This is a genomic window from Actinoplanes sp. NPDC023801 (assembly GCF_040639655.1).
Classification (GTDB): Bacteria; Actinomycetota; Actinomycetes; order Mycobacteriales; family Micromonosporaceae; genus Actinoplanes.
In genome coordinates this window covers 215161-238783 of the sequence record NZ_JBFAAI010000003.1, presented here as the reverse complement: position 1 = coordinate 238783, position 23623 = coordinate 215161, and the positions used below count along the sequence as shown (strand labels likewise).

General features: G+C 71.2%; 25 protein-coding genes. 13 read left to right on the top strand and 12 right to left on the bottom strand.

The features are described 5' to 3' along the window. Positions 1-53: 53 nt before the first annotated feature. Entirely contained in the window at positions 54-647 is a 594-nt protein-coding gene (locus AB0G04_RS08210) for a restriction endonuclease (RefSeq protein WP_360978524.1), read from the bottom strand. A gap of 154 nt (positions 648-801) precedes the next feature. Between AB0G04_RS08210 and AB0G04_RS08205 the strand changes: the two genes are divergently transcribed. Together AB0G04_RS08205 and AB0G04_RS08200 are read left to right on the top strand one after the other, a co-directional pair. Next, the gene (locus AB0G04_RS08205; protein WP_360978520.1) at positions 802-1266 is read left to right on the top strand and encodes an Asp23/Gls24 family envelope stress response protein; all 465 of its coding nucleotides are present in this window, start codon (positions 802-804) and stop codon (positions 1264-1266) included. A 110-nt stretch (positions 1267-1376) separates the two neighbouring features. Further along, positions 1377-1970: a hypothetical protein gene (locus AB0G04_RS08200; protein ID WP_360978517.1), complete on the top strand. Its 594-nt coding sequence runs from the start codon at positions 1377-1379 to the stop codon at positions 1968-1970. On the opposite strand, the gene AB0G04_RS08195 is transcribed toward AB0G04_RS08200, so the two are convergent. The 3 genes from AB0G04_RS08195 to AB0G04_RS08185 all read right to left on the bottom strand — a co-directional run bounded on the left by AB0G04_RS08195 (position 1945) and on the right by AB0G04_RS08185 (position 3918). Next, positions 1945-2862, bottom strand: coding sequence for a PfkB family carbohydrate kinase (locus AB0G04_RS08195; protein ID WP_360978514.1), 918 nt, complete (start codon positions 2860-2862; stop codon positions 1945-1947). The two genes, AB0G04_RS08200 and AB0G04_RS08195, sit on opposite strands and share 26 nt — an antisense overlap. A 104-nt stretch (positions 2863-2966) precedes the next feature. Beyond that, a complete protein-coding gene (locus AB0G04_RS08190) occupies positions 2967-3500 on the bottom strand; it encodes an RDD family protein (protein ID WP_360978511.1) in 534 nt (177 codons plus the stop codon). A gap of 10 nt (positions 3501-3510) precedes the next feature. Next, positions 3511-3918 (bottom strand): DUF2752 domain-containing protein, encoded by a 408-nt coding sequence (locus AB0G04_RS08185; protein WP_360978508.1) that lies wholly within the window; start codon positions 3916-3918, stop codon positions 3511-3513. 229 nt (positions 3919-4147) lie between these two features. On the opposite strand from AB0G04_RS08185, the gene AB0G04_RS08180 reads away from it, so the two are divergent. From AB0G04_RS08180 to AB0G04_RS08170, 3 genes are read left to right on the top strand one after another with little or no spacing between them, the layout of a single operon-like run. Continuing rightward, entirely contained in the window at positions 4148-6403 is a 2256-nt protein-coding gene (locus tag AB0G04_RS08180) for an AIPR family protein (protein ID WP_360978505.1), read from the top strand. Between the two features lie 53 nt (positions 6404-6456). After that, positions 6457-7263 carry a hypothetical protein gene (locus tag AB0G04_RS08175; protein WP_360978502.1) on the top strand — a complete coding sequence of 269 codons (807 nt, stop codon included), beginning with the start codon at positions 6457-6459 and terminating at the stop codon, positions 7261-7263. Positions 7264-7284: 21 nt separating this feature from the next. Then, positions 7285-8691, top strand: a complete 1407-nt coding sequence (locus AB0G04_RS08170; RefSeq protein ID WP_360978499.1) for a protein adenylyltransferase SelO — start codon at positions 7285-7287, stop codon at positions 8689-8691. A 29-nt stretch (positions 8692-8720) separates the two neighbouring features. Here the strand turns inward: AB0G04_RS08170 and AB0G04_RS08165 are convergent, their stop codons facing one another. Then, on the bottom strand, positions 8721-9365 hold the full coding sequence (locus AB0G04_RS08165) for a hypothetical protein (protein ID WP_360978496.1): 645 nt from the start codon (positions 9363-9365) through the stop codon (positions 8721-8723). Between AB0G04_RS08165 and AB0G04_RS08160 the strand changes: the two genes are divergently transcribed. Next, positions 9364-9519 (top strand): hypothetical protein, encoded by a 156-nt coding sequence (locus AB0G04_RS08160; RefSeq protein WP_360978493.1) that lies wholly within the window; start codon positions 9364-9366, stop codon positions 9517-9519. The genes AB0G04_RS08165 and AB0G04_RS08160 overlap by 2 nt on opposite strands. A gap of 53 nt (positions 9520-9572) precedes the next feature. Here AB0G04_RS08160 and AB0G04_RS08155 read toward each other — a convergent pair whose 3' ends face one another. Then, positions 9573-10988 carry a PLP-dependent aminotransferase family protein gene (locus tag AB0G04_RS08155; RefSeq protein WP_360978489.1) on the bottom strand — a complete coding sequence of 472 codons (1416 nt, stop codon included), beginning with the start codon at positions 10986-10988 and terminating at the stop codon, positions 9573-9575. On the opposite strand from AB0G04_RS08155, the gene AB0G04_RS08150 reads away from it, so the two are divergent. Then, positions 10987-12030 carry a DMT family transporter gene (locus tag AB0G04_RS08150; protein WP_360978486.1) on the top strand — a complete coding sequence of 348 codons (1044 nt, stop codon included), beginning with the start codon at positions 10987-10989 and terminating at the stop codon, positions 12028-12030. The two genes, AB0G04_RS08155 and AB0G04_RS08150, sit on opposite strands and share 2 nt — an antisense overlap. Before the next feature lie 153 nt (positions 12031-12183). Beyond that, positions 12184-13368: an MFS transporter gene (locus AB0G04_RS08145; protein WP_360978483.1), complete on the top strand. Its 1185-nt coding sequence runs from the start codon at positions 12184-12186 to the stop codon at positions 13366-13368. 37 nt (positions 13369-13405) lie between these two features. Here the strand turns inward: AB0G04_RS08145 and AB0G04_RS08140 are convergent, their stop codons facing one another. Beyond that, positions 13406-14164 (bottom strand): SUMF1/EgtB/PvdO family nonheme iron enzyme, encoded by a 759-nt coding sequence (locus AB0G04_RS08140; RefSeq protein ID WP_360978479.1) that lies wholly within the window; start codon positions 14162-14164, stop codon positions 13406-13408. 94 nt (positions 14165-14258) lie between these two features. Between AB0G04_RS08140 and AB0G04_RS08135 the strand changes: the two genes are divergently transcribed. Beyond that, positions 14259-15284: an aldo/keto reductase gene (locus AB0G04_RS08135; protein WP_360978475.1), complete on the top strand. Its 1026-nt coding sequence runs from the start codon at positions 14259-14261 to the stop codon at positions 15282-15284. Between the two features lie 53 nt (positions 15285-15337). Further along, positions 15338-16942, top strand: a complete 1605-nt coding sequence (locus tag AB0G04_RS08130) for a methyl-accepting chemotaxis protein (RefSeq protein ID WP_360978472.1) — start codon at positions 15338-15340, stop codon at positions 16940-16942. On the opposite strand, the gene AB0G04_RS08125 is transcribed toward AB0G04_RS08130, so the two are convergent. Both AB0G04_RS08125 and AB0G04_RS08120 read right to left on the bottom strand, forming a co-directional pair. Continuing rightward, entirely contained in the window at positions 16911-19142 is a 2232-nt protein-coding gene (locus tag AB0G04_RS08125; protein ID WP_360978468.1) for a bifunctional diguanylate cyclase/phosphodiesterase, read from the bottom strand. The two genes, AB0G04_RS08130 and AB0G04_RS08125, sit on opposite strands and share 32 nt — an antisense overlap. A 58-nt stretch (positions 19143-19200) precedes the next feature. Next, entirely contained in the window at positions 19201-19380 is a 180-nt protein-coding gene (locus AB0G04_RS08120) for a hypothetical protein (RefSeq protein WP_360978464.1), read from the bottom strand. Between the two features lie 36 nt (positions 19381-19416). On the opposite strand from AB0G04_RS08120, the gene AB0G04_RS08115 reads away from it, so the two are divergent. Together AB0G04_RS08115 and AB0G04_RS08110 are read left to right on the top strand one after the other, a co-directional pair. Further along, entirely contained in the window at positions 19417-19617 is a 201-nt protein-coding gene (locus tag AB0G04_RS08115) for an amidohydrolase family protein (protein ID WP_360978461.1), read from the top strand. Then, entirely contained in the window at positions 19614-20072 is a 459-nt protein-coding gene (locus AB0G04_RS08110; protein ID WP_360978458.1) for a MaoC family dehydratase, read from the top strand. The genes AB0G04_RS08115 and AB0G04_RS08110 overlap by 4 nt, the downstream gene beginning before the upstream one ends. 154 nt (positions 20073-20226) lie before the next feature. On the opposite strand, the gene AB0G04_RS08105 is transcribed toward AB0G04_RS08110, so the two are convergent. Further along, positions 20227-21702 carry an ATP-binding protein gene (locus AB0G04_RS08105; RefSeq protein WP_360978455.1) on the bottom strand — a complete coding sequence of 492 codons (1476 nt, stop codon included), beginning with the start codon at positions 21700-21702 and terminating at the stop codon, positions 20227-20229. A 67-nt stretch (positions 21703-21769) separates the two neighbouring features. Then, entirely contained in the window at positions 21770-22528 is a 759-nt protein-coding gene (locus tag AB0G04_RS08100) for an NAD-dependent deacylase (protein WP_360978452.1), read from the bottom strand. A gap of 87 nt (positions 22529-22615) precedes the next feature. Between AB0G04_RS08100 and AB0G04_RS08095 the strand changes: the two genes are divergently transcribed. Then, positions 22616-22822 carry a hypothetical protein gene (locus tag AB0G04_RS08095; RefSeq protein ID WP_360978449.1) on the top strand — a complete coding sequence of 69 codons (207 nt, stop codon included), beginning with the start codon at positions 22616-22618 and terminating at the stop codon, positions 22820-22822. Between the two features lie 3 nt (positions 22823-22825). Here the strand turns inward: AB0G04_RS08095 and AB0G04_RS08090 are convergent, their stop codons facing one another. Continuing rightward, complete coding sequence (locus tag AB0G04_RS08090; protein ID WP_360978446.1) at positions 22826-23611, bottom strand: alpha/beta fold hydrolase; 786 nt, start codon at positions 23609-23611, stop codon at positions 22826-22828. Positions 23612-23623: the final 12 nt, after the last annotated feature.

The following is a 23623-nucleotide window of genomic DNA, read 5'->3' as shown; positions in this document are numbered from 1 at the left end:
GTTGGAGGGTTTCCCGGGTTGTGCCGTGCTCCGCCCGGCCGACGCCCTGGGGATCAGGGGAGCGGAGGAATGCGGGTGGTGACCCAGCGGGCCAGGGTGGCGCGGTCGACGAGGGTGATCCGGCAGCGGCGGGCCACGTCCCGGGCCTGACGGGTCGGATGGCCGGTGGTGACCAGCAGGGCGACGTCGGCGCCGTGGATGTCGCGGGCGGTGCCGGCGAACTTCTGGACATGCGGGCTGCCCAGCGGTCCGGTGTAGCGCTTGCACTGCACGACCACACGGCGGCCGTCGGGTGCCTTGGCCGTCACATCGGCGCCCATGTCGCCGGCGCCACCGGACACGCGTACGCCGCGGTACCCACTGGCTCGCATCAGCCTGGCGACGAAGTGCTCGAACTCGGGACCGGTCATCGTGTCGGTGACGGAGATGTTGCGCTCGTGCTCGGCCAGCCGCCGGTCGGCTTCGGAGCGCAGGTAGAGCCAGGCGCCGCCGGCCGCGAGCACGGTGGCCGCGATCGCGGCGGCGATCCACGGATGGTCCCGGATCGCCTGGACGAGCAGGGAGAGGGCGAGGAATCCGCCGCCCAGGGCGGCCACTGCGGCGGGCGGGCTGACCCGGTTCCGCCGGCGTCCTCGTCGTCTCGCCACCGCAGATCCCCTCTCGCCGTGTCGTCGTACGCATACGCAATGTAAGCGAAGGGTCCGACAAGAAATCGCGGCACGAACTCGTGACCGGGCCGAGAGAGTTTCACTAGTAGGCTCGCTCCTGTTCTGGTTCGGGGCTTGGGTAAAAGGGACGGATATGAGTGACGAGGCCGAGTTCCACGCGGACCGCACGCAGGAGTTCTACGTGTCGGCTGTGGTCCCGGCCGTGCCGCCGAAGCACGGTGGTGCCGAGGTGATCGAGGTCGCGGCCTACCGTGGTGAGACCAAGTTCGAGAGCGAGGTGGTCGAGAAGATCGCCTCCAAGGCGGCGCGCTCGGTGCCCGGCGTGGTCGAGCTCGGCGGTGACGTGGCGCGGTTCTTCAACTCGGTGCTGGACAAGATCGGCCTCGACAAGGTCGGCGATGCCACCCGCGGCGTGTGGGCCAAGGTGGACGGGACCGATGTGGAGATCACCGTGATCCTGGTCATCTCCGCCGGTGAGGTGGTGGCCGACGTCACGGCGGCGGTCCGCACCGAGGTGATCAACGCGGTCGAGCACTACGGATTGCACGTCAGCGAGTGCACGGTCAAGGTCGACGACATCCGGTTGCCGGAGCACTGACGTCCGCCGGCCCGGAAGGCTGCCCGGGCACTGACTTTTCCGGTACGCCCGGAAACGCCGCCCCACGACCGGTAACGTGCGGTTCGTCGACGGGCGTATCACCGGGGGGAATGATGATCACCGTGCCGGCGGGGAGCAGCCTCACGCTGCGGTGCCCGGGTACGCAGGCCATCGTCCTCGTCTCGCTCGCCGAGGTCCGGGCGCCGTTCCTCGCCGAGCTGCCACCGATCCCGGTGCTCAGCCTGGACGGGCCCGGCGTGCGCCGGATCGGGGTTCTCGAGCTGGTCACCGCCACCGGGGTGACCTGGGTCGAGGCGGAGCTGCGCAACGATCTGATCAACGTGATCGGCGACGCGCCCACCGACGTGGTGCAGCGACGGTCCGCGGCGCGACGGCCCGGCGCCTATCCGGCGGTCGGCACCGCACAGGTCGAGAACATCGACGGCCGGCACCTGGTCGCGCTGACCGGCCGGGTCGAGGACATCTCCGCCGACGGCCTGCTGCTGCGGGCCACCGCCGACGACCGGCTGCCGTCACTCCCGTCCGGCATCGAACGCGCTCTTCTGCATGTGGCGATGCCGTGGGGTGAACTGACCGCCGCGATCGTCACCGTCGACCAGCGGGCCGATCTGCTGCGCGGCACCTTCGAATGGATCGACCCGGACGACGCGGCCGAACTCACGAAGTTCTGCGCGACCCGCTGAGATCGGGGCGGCCACCGGGATGCCGTACGGTCACGCCGGACGCCGCGACCGCCTCGCGTGCGGCGGACTCGGGGGAGTCGCCGCGCAGCAGGGCCGCGGTCAGTGCCGCCGTGAACGCGTCACCGCCACCGGTGGTGTCGACGACCTTCTCGTCGGTGAGTGGCAGGAGCGCGTCGCCCGTACCCCATCGGGGGTCGTCCCAGGCGAACAGGTTGCCGTCCGGCAGGCCCAGCGCCACCAGGCCCGGTCCGGCGTCCAGCAGCTCCCGCGCGGCGGCCCGCAACCGGTCCGGATCGCCGCCCGGCACGCCGGTCAGCAACTCCGCCTCCTGGTCATCGGCACGCCACACGTCGGCGAGGGCCAGCAGGGCGGTCCGGTCACTTTTCTTCTCCGGTACGCCGTCCAGCACCACGAGAGCATCCCCGGCCCGGCCGTGGTGCGCCGCGGCCAGGACCGCCTCGGACGGCTGCTGAAGCTGGACGAGCACGGCCCGCGTGGACCGGAGCAGATCTGCGGCACGGTCCACGTCGGCGGCGGTGAGCAGCATGGGCCCGGGGAGGTGCTGCAGGTAGCGCCAGTGCGCGCCGCCGTCGAGGACCTCCACGATCAGGCCGGTGGGGGCATCCGCCCGCCGTACGACGTGGGAGACGTCGAGGCCGTCACGGCCGGCCTGCGCGAGCAGTTCGTCGCCGGCCAGGTCGGTGCCGCAGACGGCCACCAGTGCCGGCCGCACGCCGAGCTGCGCCAGCGCGACCGCCTGATTGGCTCCCTTGCCGCCGAGCATCTCCCGGCGCAGGCGCACGTCGGTGGCGCTTCCGGCGTCCGGCATGTCGTCGATGAGCAGCACCAGGTCACGGGCCAGTTGGCCGACGACGACCGCATCAGGGTTCACGGACGCCAGGCGTACCCGGGAAATCTGGGGGAAAAACCGACGGCCCGGCCGGCTCCCCCGAAAAGGAGCCGGCCGGGCCGTCACATCAAGACCGTCACATCAGATCAGCGAACGACCAGGGTCTTCATGATCTTGTCGGCGAAGGTCTGCTTCTTCGCGTCCCACAGCGGGAACAGCCAGCCGACGTAGCAGGCCAGGCTGTCGACGATGTGGGCGAGGTCGCGGACGAACGCGTTGCCGGCACCGATCGGCTGGCCGGTGGCCTCGCTGACCAGGCGGATGCCGAGCGCCTTGCGGCCCCAGGTCTGACCGGTCTTGCCGGCCAGGAACCAGCGGTTGTAGCCGGAGACCACGACGGCGCCCAGGATGCCGATGAAGTAGAACGCGTTGAGCGTCGGCACACCGGTCACGGGGTCGGTGTCCATGCCCAGCACCAGCGCGATGATCACGAACGGGATCGTGACCAGGCTGTCGACCAGGTACGCGCCGAAGCGGGCACCCCAGCTCGCGAACTCGGCGGCGGGCTGGCCGTAGGGAGCCTGGCCGTAGGGCTGCTGACCGTAGGGCTGCTGGCCGTACGGCTGCGGCGGAACCTGGCCCTGGTACGGGTCGTTGGCGGGCGGCGGGGGGTAGCTCATTCTTGATCCTTTAATAGGGGAGGCTCGGTCGGAGCCGGTGCAGTTGAAAAAGCCAGCTCGCGGCAGCGAGTAGCCCAGCGACCCAGCCCATCTGTCGCCGACGCGCGGGCGACCAGGGACTTGGCGGCTCCAGTACGCCCGCGGCGCGCAACGCCAGGAGCGGACCGGCGGCGACGGTGACCGCCGCGAGGCCGAAGATCAGCGGATTGGCGTGCAGAGCCGTGTCGAACTGGCCGCGCACCAGCGCCACGGCAGCGGTCGTGAGACCGCAGGCCGGGCACGGCACCCCGGTGACCGTCCGCAGCGGACACGGCAGAGCCGCGCCGGTACTGGCGGTGACCATCGGCCAGACCACCGCGCCGGCGGCGGCCATGACGCCGAAGGCGCCCAACCGCTCGGGCACGGACAACTCACGCATGCAAACACCTCGAGATCTATAGAGCTCGAGGATCATAAGGGTGGCCCCTGACATGCGGCGACCCCATAACCAGACAGATTTCAGCAGGTCGATTTGGAACACCTGTTCAAGGCTGCCCGATTCCGCACCTCGTGACCCGATCCCGTGATGGCTCCTCGGCACCCGGAACACCCATGTCGGTCAGGGCGTGCACGTTGAGTGGTCGGTGGTGTGCGTAGCGTTGCTGAGGGTGCTGTGGGACCACCTTCGCCGGATAGCCGGTCGAGGGTGGCTGCTGGAAGAATCCACATTGCACGCTGTCGGAGCTGACGGCGCGGAAGGTTCGGGGGAAGACTTGAGTTCAGCCAGCCATCGGTCCGGCGCCCGAGATGTGGCCCTCCAGGTTCGTCAGGTAGAAGCGGCCCTTCGCGCTTTTTATGTGGATTCCGGCCTCCTCAACCTTGACGATCTCGACGGGAAGCCAGAGGAGGAGCGTGCCCCACGGGCGCTTTCCCGAGCGCTCGCTGCGCAGGCGGTCCGTATCGCCACAGGGTGGAGTCAGCAGGATTCGGCACTGACTGTCATTGACGGAATTGCTGATCAGGGCATTGACGCCATTGCGGTCGTCGAGGGGCCTGAACCGCACGTCTATCTGGTCCAAGCCAAGTGGAACAAGAACGGCAACGCCTCAGCCGATCGGTCCGCGGTGATGGAGTTGCTCGCCGGTCTCCGCCTGATCGACGATGAGGACTTCGCCCCGTTCAATCTTCGTGGGCGTTCGCTGGCGGCAACGGCGAAGAGCGTGATGTCGCAGGGCATGGTGCCGGTGACCCAGGTGATCGTCCTTATGCGAGCCGAACCCGTGCCGGTCGGATTCGAGGACGCCATCGGCCTCGGCGAGCGAGAGTTCAACAGGCACGGCGATGTGCTTCACAGCCGGATCATCCTCGCTCCCGAGCTGTGGGCCTCGGTTCGGGAAGACCAGTCGCCGCGTCCCGTGGAACTGGAGGCCGAACTCTTCCCCTGGTTCGCGATCACTACACCGTACGAGTCGTACCAGGGCGTTGTGGAGGCCGAACAGGTGGCGAAGTGGGTCGAGCACGGTACGAATCTGTTCCATCTGAACATCCGGAATCCGCTCGGGCGTACCGCGATCAACAACGAGATGATCGAAACTCTGACCGGGGAACCGGCTAATTTCTGGTATTTCAACAACGGGATCACGATTCTGTGCGAATCCGTCGAGCGGGTTCAGCGGGCGATGCGGACGCCGCAGGGCAAGCCTCTGGGTCTGACTCTGCACAACGCGAGCGTGGTCAACGGTGCGCAGACCGTCCGATCGGTTGCCGAGGCCGTGGCCGCGGACGAGGAGGCCGCTTCAGCGCAGGTCGGTGTACGGATCATCGTGACCGGCAAGTCCCAGGAATTCGCCAAGCGGGCCACCCAGGCGACCAACCGCCAGAACCGGGTCGAGGCGCGGGACTTCATAGCCCTCGATCAGGTGCAGGCGGCGATCCTGGAGGACATGCGGGCAGAACTCGGTCTCGAGTACAGCGTCCGTCGCGGTGAACTCGAGCCGGAGCCGGACACCGGGTGCTCGGTCGTCGAAGCAGCCTGTGCGCTGGCCTGTGCGCATCCGGACAGTCAGTACGCGGCTCGTATCGCGACCACTCTCGACGTGTTGTGGGAACGTGGATCCCAGGGTATCTACGACGTTCTGTTCCGTCCTCAGCCCGGCGTCTATTCCCTCTGGAACGCGGTGCTGGTGCTGCGGCAGGTGCGCCGGGTCCTGCACGAGTTGCGCCCTCGCTACACCGGACGCGGTTCGGCCCTTGCCGAGCACGGCGTTTATCTTCTCGCGCATCTGGTCTTCCGTAGCCTCGACACCGAGGCGATCGACGAGCCCGACTCGAAACTGGAGTGGGCGCGCCAAGCTGTGGAGCGGGTCCAAGCACTGGTGGAGGAACTGCTGCCCGAGGTCGTCACAACAATCGACGATCTGTATTCCGAGCGTTCTCAGATCCGGGCAGTCTGCTCGGATGTGACACGTGGTCGTGAGATTACTCAGCGTGTCCTCGACCCGAACCGCAAGGTGCACTCGCCGACGGCGGACCGATACCGCCGGCAGCCACCGGATCGCAAACGTCGTCCGACTGCCGTCTCCGTACTGGTGGACAAAGCCGTCATCGCCGAAGGTGAAGCGCTCACCCTGTACACGCCGTTTCCCGGCGAGGCCGACGCTCTTCGGGCGTGGCTCGCCGAGAATCCGGCGCGGGGACGAGCGACCTGGGTGCCTCATCGTGGGCGGCCGATCCTGTGGGCCGCTGACGGCAAGCGTTATTCGCCGTCCGGCCTGATCTCCCGCATGTGGGAGTTGGCCGGTTGGGAGAAGCGTCCGGTGGCGAATCAGGGAACGGCGCGCTGGAAAGTGAGTTCGGGCGAAACTCTTGCCGAATTGGCCTGGCGGACCCTGGGTGAATTGGACGCCTCAGACGAGGATTCGTAATGACACCGTCACCAAGGGTTGCCGTTTGCGGATGGTGACCCTATGGTGACCGGGTGTCGTCGACTGGTGTCGATATGTATGCGGCCCGCCGGGAGATCCGCGCCGGGAGCGAGATCTTCCACCTGCGCGGCCGTGCGGAGACCGTGGCGCCCGACGGGTCGTACCGGGTGCTGCGCGCTGACGCCCGGCAGGCCAGTGCGGGCTCCCGCGATGTGTGCCTGACCAGGCTCGACGTCATCCGGCCGGGGATCTGTGCCGAGGAACGGCGGGCCGGGCTGCGGAACGAGGCGCGACTGCACGACAGCATCCCGGGACTGCCGAGAGTGCTGCTCCGGGTGGACGACCGCGCGGCGTTCACGTTCGTCACCGCGATGCCGCCGGGGGCGATTCTTCCGGAGCTGTACGGGCGGCCGCCCTACCCGGGTGCCGCGCTGGTGGCGGTGTTGCGTGCGTTGCCACACGTGGCCCGTACGCTCGAGGGGTTTCACGCGACCGGGAAAGCGCATCGCGCGTTGCGGCCGGAAGTGCTGATCGCATCGCGTGACCGGCTGTGGCTGCGGGACGCCGGGCTCGCCGCGACGCCCCCGGTGGCGCGGGAGGGCCCCGCCGCGTACCGGGCGCCGGAGCAGAACCGGGCGCGTGCCACCCCGGCGACCGATGTTCATCAGCTCGCGGCGATGATCTACCACCTGGTGACCGGGGAAGCCCCCGCCGCGGACCCGTTGCCGGTGGCCCGGCTGCGACCGGAATGGGCCGCCGCGCTCGACGGGCCCCTGCGGGCGGCGCTGCACCCGGATCCCGGACAACGCCCGCACCTTCGTGATCTCACCCACGCCCTGAGCGGTGCGGTGCCCGGCTGAGGGCGACGTACCGTTGGTCGGGTGAGCGACGCAACCACTCCCGCCATCGTTCTCGGGCACCGGTTCGCCGACGAGGTGCCGGAGATGGCGATGCCCTGGCAGGCGGCCGAGCCACCCGCGCCGCGCCTGCTGGTCCTCAACGAGCCGCTCGCCGCCGAGCTGGGTCTCGACGCCGGCTGGCTGCGCACCGACGACGGTGTGCGCTTCCTCGCCGGCGTCAACGTGCCCGCCGGGGCGAAACCGGTCGCGCAGGCCTATGCGGGGCACCAGTTCGGTGGCTACTCCCCGCGGCTCGGCGACGGCCGGGCGCTGCTGCTCGGCGAGCTCGGGGATCGCGACCTGCATCTCAAGGGCTCCGGCCGCACCCCGTTCGCCCGCGGCGGCGACGGGCTCGCCGCGGTCGGGCCGATGCTGCGGGAATATGTGATCAGCGAGGCGATGCACGCCCTGGGCATCCCCACCACACGGTCCCTCGCGGTGATCGCCACCGGTAAGTCGATCGTCCGGGAGAATCTGGCGCCCGGCGCTGTCCTGGTCCGGGTCGCGGCGAGTCACCTGCGCGTCGGCAGTTTCCAGTTCGCCCGCGCCACCGGCGACGACGACCTGCTGCGCCGCCTCACCGGCCTCGCGATCAGCCGTCATCACCCCGGCGCCGGCGACGCGCTGGGCCTCTACCGGGCGGTCGTCGGCGCGCAGGCCGGCCTGATCGCACGCTGGATGCTCACCGGCTTCATCCACGGCGTCATGAACACCGACAACATGACCATCTCCGGCGAGACCATCGACTACGGTCCGTGCGCGTTCATGGATGTGTTCGATCCGGCGACGGTCTTCAGCTCCATCGACGAGGGCGGGCGGTATGCGTACGGCAACCAGCCGGCCATCGCCCAGTGGAACCTGGCCCGGCTCGCGGAGGCGCTGCTCCCGCTCCTCGACGACGATCAGGAACGCGCCATCGAGAAGGCGACCGAGTCTCTCGCCGAGTTCCGCGGGCAGTATGCGGCGGCCACCCTCACCGGGTTCCGCGCCAAGCTCGGCCTCACCGGCCGTGACGACATCGACGACGCGACCCTCACATCGCTCTCCGAGGACCTGCTCGGCCTGCTCAAGTCCGAGAAAGCCGACTTCACCTCGTTCTTCCGGACGCTTGCGGCGGCCGAGGACCTCGGTGCTTTCGAGGACTGGGGCAAACGCTGGCGCGCCCTCGGCCCGGACACCGGCGCGATGAACCGGGTGAACCCGGTCTACATCCCCCGCAACCACCTCGTCGAGGAGGCCCTCGGGGCGGCCACCGACGGCGACCTCGACCCGCTTCACCGCCTTCTCGAGGTGATCACCCAGCCGTTCACCGAACGACCGGGTCTCGACCGCTTCGCCGAGCCCGCCCCACCCGACTTCGGCACTTACCGCACCTTCTGCGGCACCTGACCACCCTCATCGGGTACGGGCTGCGGGCTCTATGCCGACTTCACCAGCAGTGTGTATTTCACGTCCAGACTGAAGGAACCCGACCGGCCCCGGATGCGGATCTCGTGCTCGCCTGCGCGGAGCGGTTCGATCCGTGCCCAGAGCCCGCATCCCTGTCCTTCGTGCTCGCCGGCCGTCTCGGTCACCGGATTGCTGGGCGCGGCGGTGAACATGATCGGCTCGTGCTCGACGCGGTCCAGCCTCAGTTTCGCGCCGTCCAGTTCGATCGTGGCGGACGCGTCCGCCATGTAGGCGCGGCAGTCCGCCCGGTCGCTGCCGACCAGGTTGATCCCGGGCACGACGAGAGGCACACCCGCCGGGACCGTGCAACGCCGCTGTGCCTGCCCGCCGAACGACCCGGCCAGAAACCACACGTCGCCGGGCTGGTTGCGTGCGCAGTGCTCGCCGGTGAGGTCGGCCACCGGATTGGTGGACTCAGGCTCGGCCGCGGCCCACTCCCACCAGCGGGCCTGGAATGACCTGCCGGCCGCCGGCGACGCCCCGGCCGGAGATGCGATGGCCGGTGACGCGACGGCCGGTGACGGCGTGGTCGTCGCGGTGCCGGTCCCGGTCTGCCCGGTGCAGCCGGTCAGGACGACAGCGCACGACAGTACAGCTACGAGCCGATTCCACATGATCGGAAACCATAACGGGCGTATCGGCGGCCTGCTGTCCCGTCCGGACCCCACTCCGTCCGGCTCGTACCGCGCCGCCTCGGTGACGCCGACGGCGGGGCGGCGCCGCCGGCTGGGCGGTGCCGTTGGTGGTGTCGGTGCCTGCGGGTTGTGAGGTGGCGACGCCCGCGGGTTGTGCGGTGCCGGCGGGCCGGGGGATGGCGGCCGTCAGGTGAGCACGGTGCTGAGGCGGCGGACGGCCTCGTCCATCGCGGCCGGCGGTGCGGCGGCGTAGGTGAGCCGCAGGTACGGGCGGGGCGGCTCGGCGGCGTGCCATGGCCGGCCGGGAAACACGACCACGCCGGCCGCGGCAGCCGCGGTGGCCACCGCCACGTCGTCGGCACCCTCCGGCAGCGGCGCCCACAGATGCAGGCCGCCGGAGGGAGGCGTGGGTGGAACCAGTGCCGGCAGGTGCCGGTGCAGGGCGGCGAGCAGCGCGTCGCGGCGGGCGCGCAACTCGGTGGCCAGCCGGCGGCGGTGACGCGGCCAGGCCGGGCTCGTGACGAACTCGACGGTGGCCTGCTGCAGGGGACCGGCCACGAAGAAGTCGTCGAGCAGCCGCGCGGCGCGCAACCGGGCCCCGGCCGGCCCGCGGGCACCGAGCGCGGCCACCCGCAGGCCGGGTGCCGCCGATTTGGTGAGCGAGCGCAGGTGGATGACGTGCCCGTCGGGGTCGTCGGCGGCGAGCGGGCGCGGCGGTTCGCCGTCGATGGTCAGGTCGCGGGCGTAGTCGTCCTCGATCAGGAAGGCGCCCGCCTCACGGACGGCGGCCGTCACGGCCGGGCGGCGGGCCGGGGCGAGGGTGGCGCCGGTCGGGTTGGCGTGGAGCGGCTGGCAGTAGAAGAGCCTGGCGCCGGTACGGGCGAACGCCGCGGCCAGCTGGCCGGGCAGCACACCGTCCCGGTCGGCCGGGACCGGAACCACACGCAGCCCGGCCGCGTGTGCGGCGGCCAGCGCACCGAGGTAGGTGGGGGACTCGACCAGGAGCGTGTCGCCCGGCTCGGTCAGCGCGCGCAGTGCGGACGACAGCGCGGCCTGCCCGCCGGGGCAGATCACCATGTCCTCGGGCCGTAACCCACCGGCAGTGGCGGCCAGGCCGCTACGGGTCTCGCGGGCGAACCACGCTCGCAGGTCCTCGCGGCCCTCGACCGGCCCGCGCTGCCATGACGCCGGCTGGCGGGCGGCCCGGGCGAGGGCGGTACCGAGCGCGTCGACAGGCTGCAGATCGGGATCGAGGTAGCCGCCGGACAGCGGGATCGCACCGGATGGCGGTAACGCCAGTAACGCCTGCATCTCCTCCTCGCCGAACCGGCGCGGCCCGAGCGCAACCGTCTGCCAGGACAGGTCGGCCGGCGGCGCGGTGGCTGCGGCCGGCCGGGCGGCGACGAACGTGCCCCGGCCCGACCTCGTCTCGACCAGCCCGTTCGCGACGAGTTCCCGGATCGCCGCGGCCACGGTGACCGGTGATGCCTGGTGGCGGCCGGTCAGTTCACGCACGGACGGCAGCTGGGTACCGGGCGGGGCGGCAGCCGCCAAGGCGCGCAACTCTTGGACGACCCGATCGGTTGCGTTACTGTTGACCATGAGAGACAAGAGTAGCGCTACTGCCGCCGGAGCGATAACGCTCGGGGCACTGGGAGTGCTCGCCTTCAGCATGTCGCTACCCGCCACCCGCGTCGCCGTACAGGAACTGGACCCGTGGTTCGTCGCGTTCGGGCGGGCCGTCGGCGCCGCGGCACTGGCCACGGCCTACCTCTGGCTGAGCCGGGCACCACGGCCGAGCCGGGCACAGTGGTGGCGGCTGGCGATCGTGGCGCTCGGCGTGGTCGCCGGGTTCCCGCTGTTCACGTCGCTCGCCCTGATCAGTGCCACCTCGGCCCACGGTGCGGTCGTCGTGGCCGTACTGCCGGCGATGACCGCGGTGTTCGCGGTGGCCCGCGCCGGGGAACGGCCACCCGTCCTATTCTGGATGGCCGGCGGAAGCGGCCTGGTCGCGGTGCTGACCTTCCTGGTCCTCAGCGGTTCGGTGCACGGTGGTCTCGGGGTCACCGACCTGTACCTGCTCGCGGCGATCGGGCTGTGCGCGCTCGGCTACGCCGAAGGTGGCGTGCTGGCCCGGGAGCTCGGCGGTGCCCGTACGATCTGCTGGGCTCTGATCGTGGCCCTGCCGGTGACCGTCCCGTTCACCGCCGTCGCCGCGATCAGCCATCCGCCGCACGCCTCCGCGGCCGGGTGGGCGGCCTTCGGCTACCTCACCGTCGTCTCGATGTTCCTCGGCTTCTTCGCCTGGTACGCCGGACTCGCCCGCGGCGGCATCGCCCGGGTGGGACAGATCCAGCTCGTCCAGCCGGTCCTGACGTTGATCTGGTCGGCCCTGCTGCTCCGTGAGCCGGTCGGTGCCGGATCGATCGCCGCGGCCTCCGTGGTTCTGGTCTTCGTCGTTCTCACCCAGCGCTCCCGCATTCCGCGGCCACCGGTCACCTCGCGTGTGCCGGCCGGCCCCGCCCTCGACACCGTGGCGCCTCGGCGGCCTGGCGGGGTCTTGCCGGAACCGCTGGGACCGGTCGCCGTGACGATCACGGGACCATCCTCGCCGGTCGCGGAATGGGTTAGGGTGCGGGAATGAGACCGGTCGAGGCCATCGCCGCCGCATATGCGGGGTGGATCACGCCTGACCTGCCGCTCTACGGCAACGATCACGATCGGGCCGACTTCGCTCCCTGACCGGCACGGGTTCCCCGCCGCCGTCGATTTTCCCTCGAACCGGGAGCGATCCGTCATGCCCGCTGTGGCCTCCACGCAACCGTCCGCCCTCAAGTCGGTGCTGCGTACGACGTACGTACGCCGCCTTCTCGTCTTCAGCCAGATCGGCCGCCTGCCGATGGCGGCGGCCCCGCTCGCGCTGCTGCTGTTCGCCCGTGAGGAACACGGGCTGGCCCTCGCCGGGCTGGTCGTGGCCGCCTACACCGTCGGCATGGCGATCAGCGCGCCCCTGCTGGCCCGGATCGTCGACCGGTGGCGGCAACCGCCGGTCCTGTGGGCGTCCGCGCTGGTCTCCGGCATCGGGTTCGTCGCGGTGGCGGTCAGCGGGCACGGCCTGCCCGTCATGATCGCCGGGGCGGTGCTGGCCGGGTTCGGGACACCGCCGCTGGAGGCGTGCCTGCGCGCCCTGTGGCCGATCCTGGTGCCGGCCGACAGGGTGGCCGCCGCCTACTCGCTCGACCTGGCCGTCCAGGAGGTCATCTACGTGACCGGGCCGCTGGTCACGCTTGGTGCGATCGGTCTGGCCGGCCCGGCCGCCGGACTTCTCGCCGCTGCCGTGTTCCAGCTTGCCGGGGTCGCCGGATTCACGCTCACCCCGGTCGTACGGACCTGGCGCGGCGAGGCGGGGGAGCGCCATTGGGCCGGGCCGTTGCGCGTACCCGGCTTCGTCCTGATCGTCGCCGGGGTGATCTGCGCCGGCGCGGCCGTGGGCAGCCTCCCGGTGGTCGTCACCGGCTACGCCGAGGCGGCCGGGAACCGTTCGCTGAGCGGCTGGCTGCTGGCCGCGCAGGCGGCCGGGGCGCTCGCCGGAGGACTGCTGTACACGCGTGCCGCACCGGGCGGACCCGGCCGGCTGCCCCTGACGGCGGTGGCGTTCGCGGCCGGGTACGTGCCGTTGCTGCTGGTCCCCGAGCCGGTTCCGATGGCGGTACTGCTGGCGCTGAGCGGGCTGTCGCTGCCGCCGCTGCTCACCGCGGTGTTCCTCAGTGCCGACCGGCTGACCCCGGCCGGGACCGCGGTCGAGGCGTTCGCCTGGATCATCACCGCGTTCACCGTGGGCAGTGCGGCGGGTGCCGCGCTCACCGGTCCGCTCGTTTCCGGAGGCATCCGGTACGGCTTCGCGTTCGCCCCCGTCGCGGCCGCCCTCGCCGTTGTCGCCATGGCCGCCGTCACGGTCTCGACCGCAGCCCGCCGGCCGTAGCGAGAGCGTGGGACGGCGGCGCGGAGAGGTGTCCGCGCTACGACCGGGGAGTCCGGGCGATCCGGAAGCCCACATCGTCGAGACGCAGGGTCGGGTGGCTGCGGCGGCGCACCGAGGCCCGGCAGCTCCAGTGCTCGTCGAACCAGCCACCGCCGCGCAGCACCCGGTAGCTCCCGTACACCTCGGGGTCGTAGAAGTCCCAGCACCACTCCCACACGTTGCCGAGCATGTCGTGCAGTCCCCACGGGTTGGGCCGCAGCGTGCCCACCTCGTGCGGACCGGCGCCCGCGTTGCCGCGATGCCAGGCGACCTCGTCGAGCGGGCCGTAACGGGGCCCGGCCGTCCCCGCGCGGCAGGCGTGCTCCCATTCGGCCTCGGTGGGCAGCCGGTAGCCGTCGGCCGCACGATCCCAGGTGACGCCGCCGCGGATGTCGCCGCCGGGCAGCAGGCCGTCCTCGGGTGGCAGCCGATGATTGCGCTCGATCGGCCCGCCCGGTGGCAGCGAGCCTGGCACCGGCCGGGACGTCGCGGCCGCCGGCGCGCTCAGCAGGTAGGCGGGGGTGAGACCGTCCCGTCCGGACAGCGCGTTGCAGAAACGCAGGGCGTCCCACCAGGACACCGATTCGACCGGCAGGTGGTCGCCCCGGCTGCCGCTCGGGTGATCCCCGGTGACGCCGGCGAAGACGCTCTGAGTGACCGGGACGGCGGCCAGCTGGAACGGCCGGACCTCGACGGTCCAACGGCGCTGGGTACGGCGATCGGAGAGGACGACCTCACCCGCCGGTACATCGATCATGGGGTCGCCGAGTCTATCCTGACGGCCGCGCCCGGCGAGAAGGCCGGACCGGGGGTTTGACTTGGAGCGCGCTCCAGGTCATAGCGTCGCTCCCATGAGCACAACGCGTATCGGAACCATCGAACTGGGACGGACCGGCCAGCAGGTCAGCAGCCTGGCGCTCGGGGCGATGCAGATGGGCAGCGCCACCGCCGAGCCCGAGGCGGTACGGATCCTGGATCGCTACCGGGAGCTGGGCGGGTCGTTCGTAGACACGGCCGACTGCTACGAGTGGTGGACGAGGCCGGGCAGCCGCGGCGGGGAGAGCGAGGAGCTGCTGGGCCGCTGGATGCGCGACCGCGGGAACCGGGACGAGATCTTCCTGGCGACAAAGGGCAGCGCCCTGCCGGCGTACTCGCCTCAGCTGTGGGCGGCGGACGGCACCGCGAACTGGGACCTGGCCCGGAACACCTTCGCCGGGGCGGGCGGGGACACGCTGCGGCACGCGGTGGACGGCAGTCTGCGGCGGCTCGGCGTGGACCACATCGACCTCTACTACGTGCACGTCGACGACCGTTCGACGCCGCTGGAGGAGACCCTGGAGGCGCTCGCCGGGCTGGTGACGGCCGGCAAGGTGCGCTATCTGGGCTGGTCGAACGTGCGGACCTGGCGCCTGGAGCGGATCCGGCAGCTGTGCGACCGGTACGGGTGGCCCGCGCCGGTGGCGGTGCAGCAGCAGCATTCCTACCTGCGGCGGCGGGCCGGGCTGAACCACGCCTCGATCGTCGACGACGAGCAGCTGGACTACCTGACCGAGCACCGTGACCTGACGCTTGTCGCCTACTCGCCGATCGTGAAGGGCATCTACGACGATCCGGCGCGGCGGGCCGAGCACTGGATGATGGAGTCGTACGCCGGGCCGGACACCGATGCCCGCCTGGACGCGGTGACCGGGCTGGCCGCCGAGCTGGGGGTGACACCGAACCAGCTGGTGCTGGCGTGGCTGCTGCACCGTTCGGAGCCGCCGGTGCTGCCGCTGATCGGGCCGCGTACCCCGGAGCAGTTCGAGAACCTGGTGCCGGCTCTCGGCATCAAGCTCGACGCCGCCCAGCTGGCCAGGCTGGATGAGGCAGGAGCCTGATTTCCGAGTCCAAGCGCCTGAATCGGTATTAGCTGGACACCAGGAGGTGTCCGATGGCGCGGAGAAGTGGCTGGGCCGACCTGCCGGTCATGGTCAAGGTGTTGTGCGCGGTGTTCGTCGCCGCGCTGGCCGCGGCCCTGGCCGGCGGGGTCGGCATCATGAAGCTCGCTGACGTCGACGAGGCCGGTGGGGGCATCTTCGAGCGCAACCTGATCCCGGCCGTACGGCTGGCGGATGTCGACGGCCTCGTCAACGAGATCCGCTCGACCACGCTGCGGCACGTGATCGCGGTCAACGAGACCGAGATGGCCGCCCGGGAGGACGAGATCGCGGGCTTCCGCGACGAGCTCGAGACGGCGTGGGAGGCGTACACGGCTAATCCGGCGGTCGACGGCGAGCAGCAACTCCGGGACGACTTCCGCGCCGCTCTCGACGAGATGTACGCCGCAGCGGACGAGCAGGTGCTCCCGCTGAGCCGGCAGGAGAACCGTACGGAAGATGCGGCGCTGGCCGAGCAGAAGTCCTTCGACCCCGCGTTCGACAAGGTCAGCGCCGCGCTGACCGGCCTCGGGGAGATCCAGGCCCGGGAAGGTACGGCCGCCGCGGCGCGAGCCGAGGACCTCTACCGGTCGGCGCGCAACCAGTTGATCGTCATCCTGGTGGTCGGCATCGCCCTGGCGCTGGGCATCGGTGTCTACGTGGCCAGGTCGGTGAGCGGCCCGCTCGCGAAGGTGGTGGTGACGCTGCGCCGGGTCGAGCAGGGTGATCTGACGGCGACCGCCGACGTGCACTCCCGTGACGAGCTGGGCCAGCTGGCGTCGGCGTTGAACGCGACGACCGGGCGGTTGCGTACGGTGATCGGCGGCGACATGTCGGGGACGGCGTTGAGCCTGTCCGCGGCAGCCGAGGAACTGGCCGCGGTCAGCGCCCAGCTGCAGGCCGGCGCGGGTGACGCCTCGACGAAGGCGACCAGCGCGTCGCACGCCTCCGAGGAGGTCAACGCGGGCGTGCAGTCGATCGCCGCCGGAGCCGACGAGATGAGTGCCTCGATCACCGAGATCGCCTCGAACGCCGGGCGGGCCGCGCAGGTGGCGTCGAAGGCGATGTCGGTGGCCGAGCGCACCAACGCGCAGGTCGCGGAGCTGGGCGAGGCGAGCGCCGAGATCGGCGAGGTGGTCAAGCTGATCACCAGCATCGCCGAGCAGACGAACCTGCTGGCACTGAACGCGACGATCGAGGCGGCCCGGGCCGGTGAGCTCGGCAAGGGCTTCGCCGTGGTGGCCGGTGAGGTGAAGGAGCTGGCGCAGCAGACCGCGAAGGCGACCGAGGAGATCACCGCCCGGATCTCGGCGATCCAGTCCTCCAGCGGCGCGGCGGCCTCAGCGATAGCGGAGATCACCGAGGTGATCGGACTGATCGGGGACTACACGACGACGATCGCGTCGGCGGTGGAGGAGCAGACCGCGACGACGGCCGAAATGAGCCGGTCGGTCGCGGACGCGGCCGGCAACAGCGGGGACGTGGCCCGTACCATCTCGGGGGTCGCCGACGTGGCCGCCTCGACCGCGGAAGGGGCCCGGACCACGCAGCAGGCCGCGGACGAGCTGAGCCGGCTGGCCGCCGACCTCAACGCGATCGTCGGGGGCTTCCGGCACTGATCGCCGACGGCGCGGTCAGCATCTCCAGGATCCCGTCGCTGTCGACCGGATGGGCGAGCAGGTAGCCCTGGGCGTACTCGCAGCCGAGGTCGGCGAGGACGGCCAGGTCGGCGTCGTCGTCGACGCCTTCCGCCAGGGAGGTCATGCCGAGCGCGTGCGCCATGCCGATCATGGCGTCGGCCAGGGCACGGCGGGCCGGGTCGGCGGCGATGCCGTTGACGAACGTGTGGTCGATCTTGACGGTGTCCCAGGCGTGGTCGGCGACGCGGGCCATCGACGAGTAGCCGGTGCCGAAGTCGTCGACGGCGATCCGCACACCGGCGCGGCGCAGCGGGCCGAGGGCGGCCTCGACGGTCTCCGGCATGGCCAGGCCCATCTCGGTGAGCTCCAGGGTGAGCGCGGTGGTCGGGGTGCCGGCCCGTTTCAGGGCCGCGAGGACCACGTCTGCGGTGCCGGCTTCGAGCTGGCGCGGGGACAGGTTGACCGCGACCGGCACCCATCGTCCGGTCTGGTTGTACCAGGTGCGCTGCTCGTGCAGGGACTGTTCGAGGACGACCGCGAACAGCTGGCCGACCGTGCCGGTCGCCTCGGCGACTCCGACGAACGCGGCCGGGGGCAGGATGCCCTCGGCCGGGTGCTGCCAGCGGGCCAGCGCCTCCACCGAGCTGAGGCTGCCGTCGTCGACCCGGAAGACCGGCTGGAAGACGCAGAACAGCTCACCCGGGCGGGTCAGTGCCCGCCGGAAGTCGGCGTCGCGCCGCAGCCGCTGGGCCGCCTCGGTGCGGCTCTGCACGTCGAAGCGGACCACCCGGCCGCGTCCGGCGGCCTTGGCCTGGTACATCGCGGTGTCGGCGTCCTGCAGCAGGGCTTCCGGATCGGCGTTGAGCTGGTCGGTGGTGCGCAGCCCGATCGACAGGGAGGCGAAGAAGTCGCTGCCGTCGGCGAGCCGCATCGGCCGGCCGAGTTCGGTGGCGACCCGCTCGGCCACGGCGGCGGCCTCGTCCTCGGTGACCGCCGGCATCAGGATGACGAACTCGTCGCCGCCGAGCCGGCATGCCACGTCCTGGGGCCGGACGGCGCCGCGCAGCCGGTGAGCGATGGCCACGAGCAGCTGGTCGCCGGCGTCGTGGCCGAGGCTGTCGTTGACGTTCTTGAAGTGGTCGAGGTCGCAGAAGAGCAGGCCGACCCGGGCCGTGCCGCCGACCGGCAGCGAAGCCAGGGCGAGGGCGAGCCGGTCCATCAGCAGCGCCCGGTTGGCCAGTCCGGTGAGCGCGTCGTGGCCGACCCGGCGGGCCAGGTCGTGGATCGGGGCGACCAGGCGCAACGCGACGAGCGCCACCGACACCCAGGCGCCGGCGACCAGGGGCAGGTCGTCCGCGGGCTCCCAGAACAGGTGCAGGGTGGGCAGCAGCAGAGCGGCGGCGAACAGGGTGACGGCGCGGGTCACGGTGAGCGTGCTGACGGTCGAACGGCGGGGCGTGGTGTAGACCATCGACGGGTGCAGGCCGGCCGTGGCGATCAGGATCGGCATCGCCATCCAGCCCAGGTCGATCAGCTTGCCCTCGGCGTACGTGCCGGTCAGGCTCTGATGGGTGTAGAGGGAGTCCGAGACGAACCAGGCGATCAGCCCGCCGAGCAGCCAGCGGACGCCGGGGGCGCGCAGTTCCACGCCGAGCGCCAGGGCCAGCGAGCAGTACAGCACGACGAGGGTGCCGGCCGGGGCGGCCACCGCGACGAACTGGGCGAGCGGGGTCCCGTCCGTGGTGACCAGCGGATTCACCACGAGAAGCCAGGCGATGCTGGCGAACGGGGCGAGGATGACCGCCGAGTCGAGGAACGCGGTACGCCCGGACCGGGACGCGAGCAGGGCCGCACCGGCCGCGATGGCCAGATGGGCGAGCAGATACAGCGCGTCGGCAACGGAGGGGAACGGCGCGGAGAGCCCGCGTGCGGTGTAGGACGCGAAGATGATGTCGCCGATGCCGGACAGCGCCAGCCCGAGCACGATGATCTGCCAGCCGAGGCGCCGTTTCGGGGCGTTGCGGGTGAGCCCGATCCAGGTGGCGATCGGGGCCGTGCAGTTGAGCAGCACGTACACCCAGCGGGTGGCGTCGTTGAACGGCGTCAGGACGTACGCCGCCGCCGCCACCGAGGCGAGGGTCAGGTAGATCCACCACAGGTGGCGGAGGAACCCGCTCATTCGCATGCCGGCTCTATCGGCAAGCGGGCAGCCGGCAGGAGGGTTACCCGGCTCATCGTCAGTGGTGTGGCCGGCCCGCCGCGAGCAGTGCCCGCCGCGCACCGGTCAGGTGGATGAACAGTTCGCGGCGATTCTCGCGGTTGCGTTCCCGGCTGACCAGGCCGTCGTGGGATGGCTCGACGGTGTCCCGCTCACGTGAGAGATTGACGAGTATGGAGGTGAGCGGCAGGGTTGCCATCGTGACCGGCAGGGGCCGGGCGGCCGGGTCCGGCGTATGCCGAAATACTTTCCACCCCCACTCGTCCGGAGCACGAACAGCCTGCTCGAGGACAAGGTGCTGTTCGGTTCGGACTACCCGGTGATCACCCCGGACCCCTGGCTCGCGGACTTCGCCGCCCTCGATTTCGAGGACGCGGTCCGCCCCACGATTCTCGAAGAGATCGCCGCCCGCCTACTTCTCAGGGAGCAGTCTTGACCACCACCGTGAACGGCCTCGACGGACTCAGGAGCCTGGCCGGCAAGGATCTCGGCCACACCGAATGGCTGGAGATCACCCAGGAGCGGGTGAACACGTTCGCCGACGCCACCGACGACCACCAGTGGATCCACGTCGATGTGGACCGCGCCGGGCAGGGACCGTTCGGCGGCCCGATCGCCCACGGGTACCTCACCCTGTCACTGGTCATCCCGCTCTTCGTCGAGCTGCTGACGGTCGAGGGCATCACGATGGGCCTCAACTACGGCCTGGAGAAGGTCCGATTCCCGAGCCCGGTCAAGGTCGGCGCGAGGATCCGGCTGGCCGCCAAGGTGGTGAGCGTCGACGACGTGCCCGGAAACGGCGTGCAGAGCACCTTCGACTTCGTCGTCGAGGTGGACGGCCAGGACAAGCCGGCCTGCGTCGCCCGCCCGATCTACCGGCACTACGCGTGAGGACCGGTGATGCGCGACGCTGGGCTGGGGTCGTGGCCGGACGACGTCCGCGACGACCTTCCGCGTACCGGCTCCGGCAAGGTGCGCAAGGGCCCGCTCCGCGACGTGCCGCTGCCCCGTCCCGCCGGTAGGGGATCGCCGGATCGGCGGTTCCTCAGCCGGGACGGTAGAGCATCGTCAGGTCGATCAGGACGATGCCCGGGTCGCCGGTCGCGGCCTCACGCAGTTCGCCGGTGAAACCGGCGCCACTGAAGCAGGCGAGCCGTGCCGTCCCGGCGCCGGGACGGCCCTGGGCGGTGAGCAGCGTCCGGATACGGCGGAGCCGGTCCAGATGACCCGTCCCCATCACCTCGCCCCACTTCACCTCGCCGATCGCCAGCAGCGGCTGACGGTTGTCGTCATCCAGCCCGAACACCGCGACGTCCACCTCGTGCGACGTCCGGCCGGCAGGGTCGTTGACGGTGCCGCTGCCGACCCGGTTCGGGTAGTCCCCGAAGACCTCCGGGCCGGCCAGATGCCGCGACCAGTAGCGGCAGACCTGCTCGAAGTGCGGTCCGAGGACATTACCGGTGAACCGGCGGCGGCTGCGTTGCCACAGGCGACCGGCATCGCGGGTGTGTTCCAGGTCGGACCAGATCGGGCGCATCACCGCGTGGTAGAACGCGACCAGGGGCTCGGCGATCCGGAACGCGGTCCGGTTGTCCCGGAACACGTCCGGTTCGCGGGTGACCAGACCACAGTCCTCCAGGACGGTCAGCGGATGGGCGAGGTCGCCGGCCTTGCGGCCCAGGAACGACGCGATGCCGCCCCGATGGGAGTTGCCGGAGGCGATAGCGGCCAGGACGGAGTGGTAGAGCCCGGCGTCGCGCAGGTCGGGCTCGTCGGCGAGCAGGTAGCGGGCCTCCCGGAACAGTGGGCTGCTCGGTGACAGTACGGTCCGTACCACCCACGCGTCGAAGTCGTCCGGTCCGGCGGGCGTGTCGTCGCGCGCGAATTCCCGGCGGTACGCGGGAGTACCGCCCACGACGGCGTTGGCCATCAACGCGGTGGCGTGGTCCTCGATGCCCCAGAACTCGGCGGCGAGCTGGTGATCCAGGGTCGGGACCACCAGCTCCAGACCGGCCCGGCCACGCAGTGGCGCATTGCCGCTGAGCAGGCGGCCCATGAACGACATCGCGGACCCGCAGAGCAGCAGGCTCGCACGGCTCTCGTCACGTTCGGTCCGTAGCGGGGCCAGCGCGTTCTGGATGATCGAGGGGATCCGGGAGTTGGCCCGCACCAGGTACGGGAACTCGTCGATCACCACCGGGATGCGCCGCTCCCGCCCGAGGCCGAGAAGCGCGTCGACCGCCTGGTGCCAGCCGTCGAGGGCCAGTGGCGCGGGTGCACCCGTGAACTCGGCCAGCAGCACGCCGAGCCGGTTGAGGGACTCCCGGTCGGCGGCCTCGTCAGCCGGGAAGTAGAAGCCGCCGGTTGCCTGACACAGCGACCGCAGCAGGAACGTCTTGCCCTGCCGGCGCCTCCCGGATACGACGCCGAGCAGGGCGCCGGGCCGGGGATCGGTCGCGACCGCCGTCAGGGCGGTCCACTCGCGCTCCCGGTCGAACATCTCCGCGGGTCGTTCCAGCATGGCGTCACCCTTTCATAACCACAGTTATGATAGCTGTGGTTATGAAAGCAATGGTGGGACGCCTCGATCAGGAAGGTGGCCAGGCCGCTTCGACCAGGGCGGGCAGCACCGTCGCGGCGGTGCCGGGCAGGTTGATCGCGGCGACCTCGTCGAGCGGGGTCGGCTGCGGGTTCACCTGGATCACGGTCGCGCCGAACCTCGCCGCCACCACCGGGATGTCCGCGGCCGGGTAGACCAGGCCCGAGGTGCCGATCGTCAGCAGCACGTCGCACTCGGTCGCCGCCTGCACCGCGGACTCCAGCGGTTCGACCGGCAGCGCCTCACCGAACCAGACGACGCCCGGGCGGACCGGGCCGCCGCAGTGCCCGCAGCGCGGCGGGGCCAGGCGGCGGCCCTCCTCCGGCTCCGGCTGCCGACTCGGCTCGGCCGGCCCGGAACAGGCCGCGCAGCGTGGCGTGAACAGGCTGCCGTGCAGGTGGATCGGTGCGGTCGAACCGGCCTGCTCGTGCAGGTCGTCGACATTCTGAGTGATCACGACGGTGTGCGGGGCGTGCCTCTCGATCGCGGCCACCGCCTCGTGGCCCGGGTTCGGGCGCACCCGCAGTGCCAGGGAGCGGCGCCACTCGTACCACCCCCAGACCAGGTCGGGGTCGTCCTCGAAGGCCTGCGGGGTGGCCAGCGCCTGGGCGTCGAACCGCTCCCAGAGCCCGGTAAGCGCGTCCCGGAAGGTGGGCACACCACTCTCCGCCGAGATGCCCGCACCGGTGAACACCACCACCCGGCCGGCCCCGGCCAGTGCCTTCGCCGCGTCCCGTACGTCGACCATCGGATCCCCCGTTTCCCCGTCTGAGTTATCCAACAGCACCGGCGGGCGGCACAGAAACGAATTACCCCCTTGGTCGTTGGAGGTGTCGTGCCGTTGGTCCCGGGTGAACGAGCTCGCCGCCGGCTGCGTCATGCGGGCGATCGCCTGCTGACCGCCGTCGGCGACTGGACCGCGCCCAGCGAGCGGCCCGCATCGTTCGACGAGAACAGCATGAGCACCCTGGTCCGGACCGTCACGGCGGTGGCCGGCGCGGTCTTCCTGGTGGCCATGCTGCTCATCTGGCTGTTGCGCTGATCATCAGGCCGCGGCGCTGAGCACCGCCGCGGCGCAGGCCTCCGGGTCGTCGGCGAACGGCAGGTGGCCGCAACCCTTGAGGGTGATGTGCCGTGCGGACGGGAGCACGGCGCGGGCGCGGCGGGACTGCGGGAACGGGAGCACGGCGTCGCGGGTGCCCCACGCGATGGTGGCCGGGGCGCGCGTCTGCTCGTACCGCCAAGGGGGCAGATCGCCGAAGGCGTCGCGTGCGGCGGCGAAGCCGGGTGCCGCGGCGAGGGCACGCGCGGCCGTGACGGCGTCGTCCGGGTCGAGGTGGCGCGGGCGGGCGTAGAAGAGCGAGCAGAACGCGGCCCGCCCGGCGCCCGACGCCATGATGCGGGGAAGCCGGGCGTCGAGGCGGCCGGCGGCGATTCGGGCCGCGGTGACGACGCCCTGGCACCAGCGCCGGCCCGCACCGGTCCAGAAGCCGACCGGCGCGAACGCGGTGACCGCCCGGGCCCGGCCGCGCCGGCCCAGTTCGAGGGCGATGCCGCCGCCCAGCGAGCTGCCGGCCACTTCGGGGTTCCCGATGCCGAGCCGGTCCAGAAAGGATTCGACCTGATCGGCGAGGTGGCCGACGGAGCCGGCGTGCGCGGCGGGCGCCCAGAGCGGGGACTCGCCGAAACCGGGCAGGTCCAGGGCGATCACGTCGCGGTGGCGGGCCAGGGTCGCGACGATCGGCGTCCACACCTGACGGTGGCTGCCCAGGCCGTGGATCAGCAGCAGCGGCGGGCCGGATCCGCGGCGTTCGTGGGACAGCTCGGTCACCCGTCATTTATG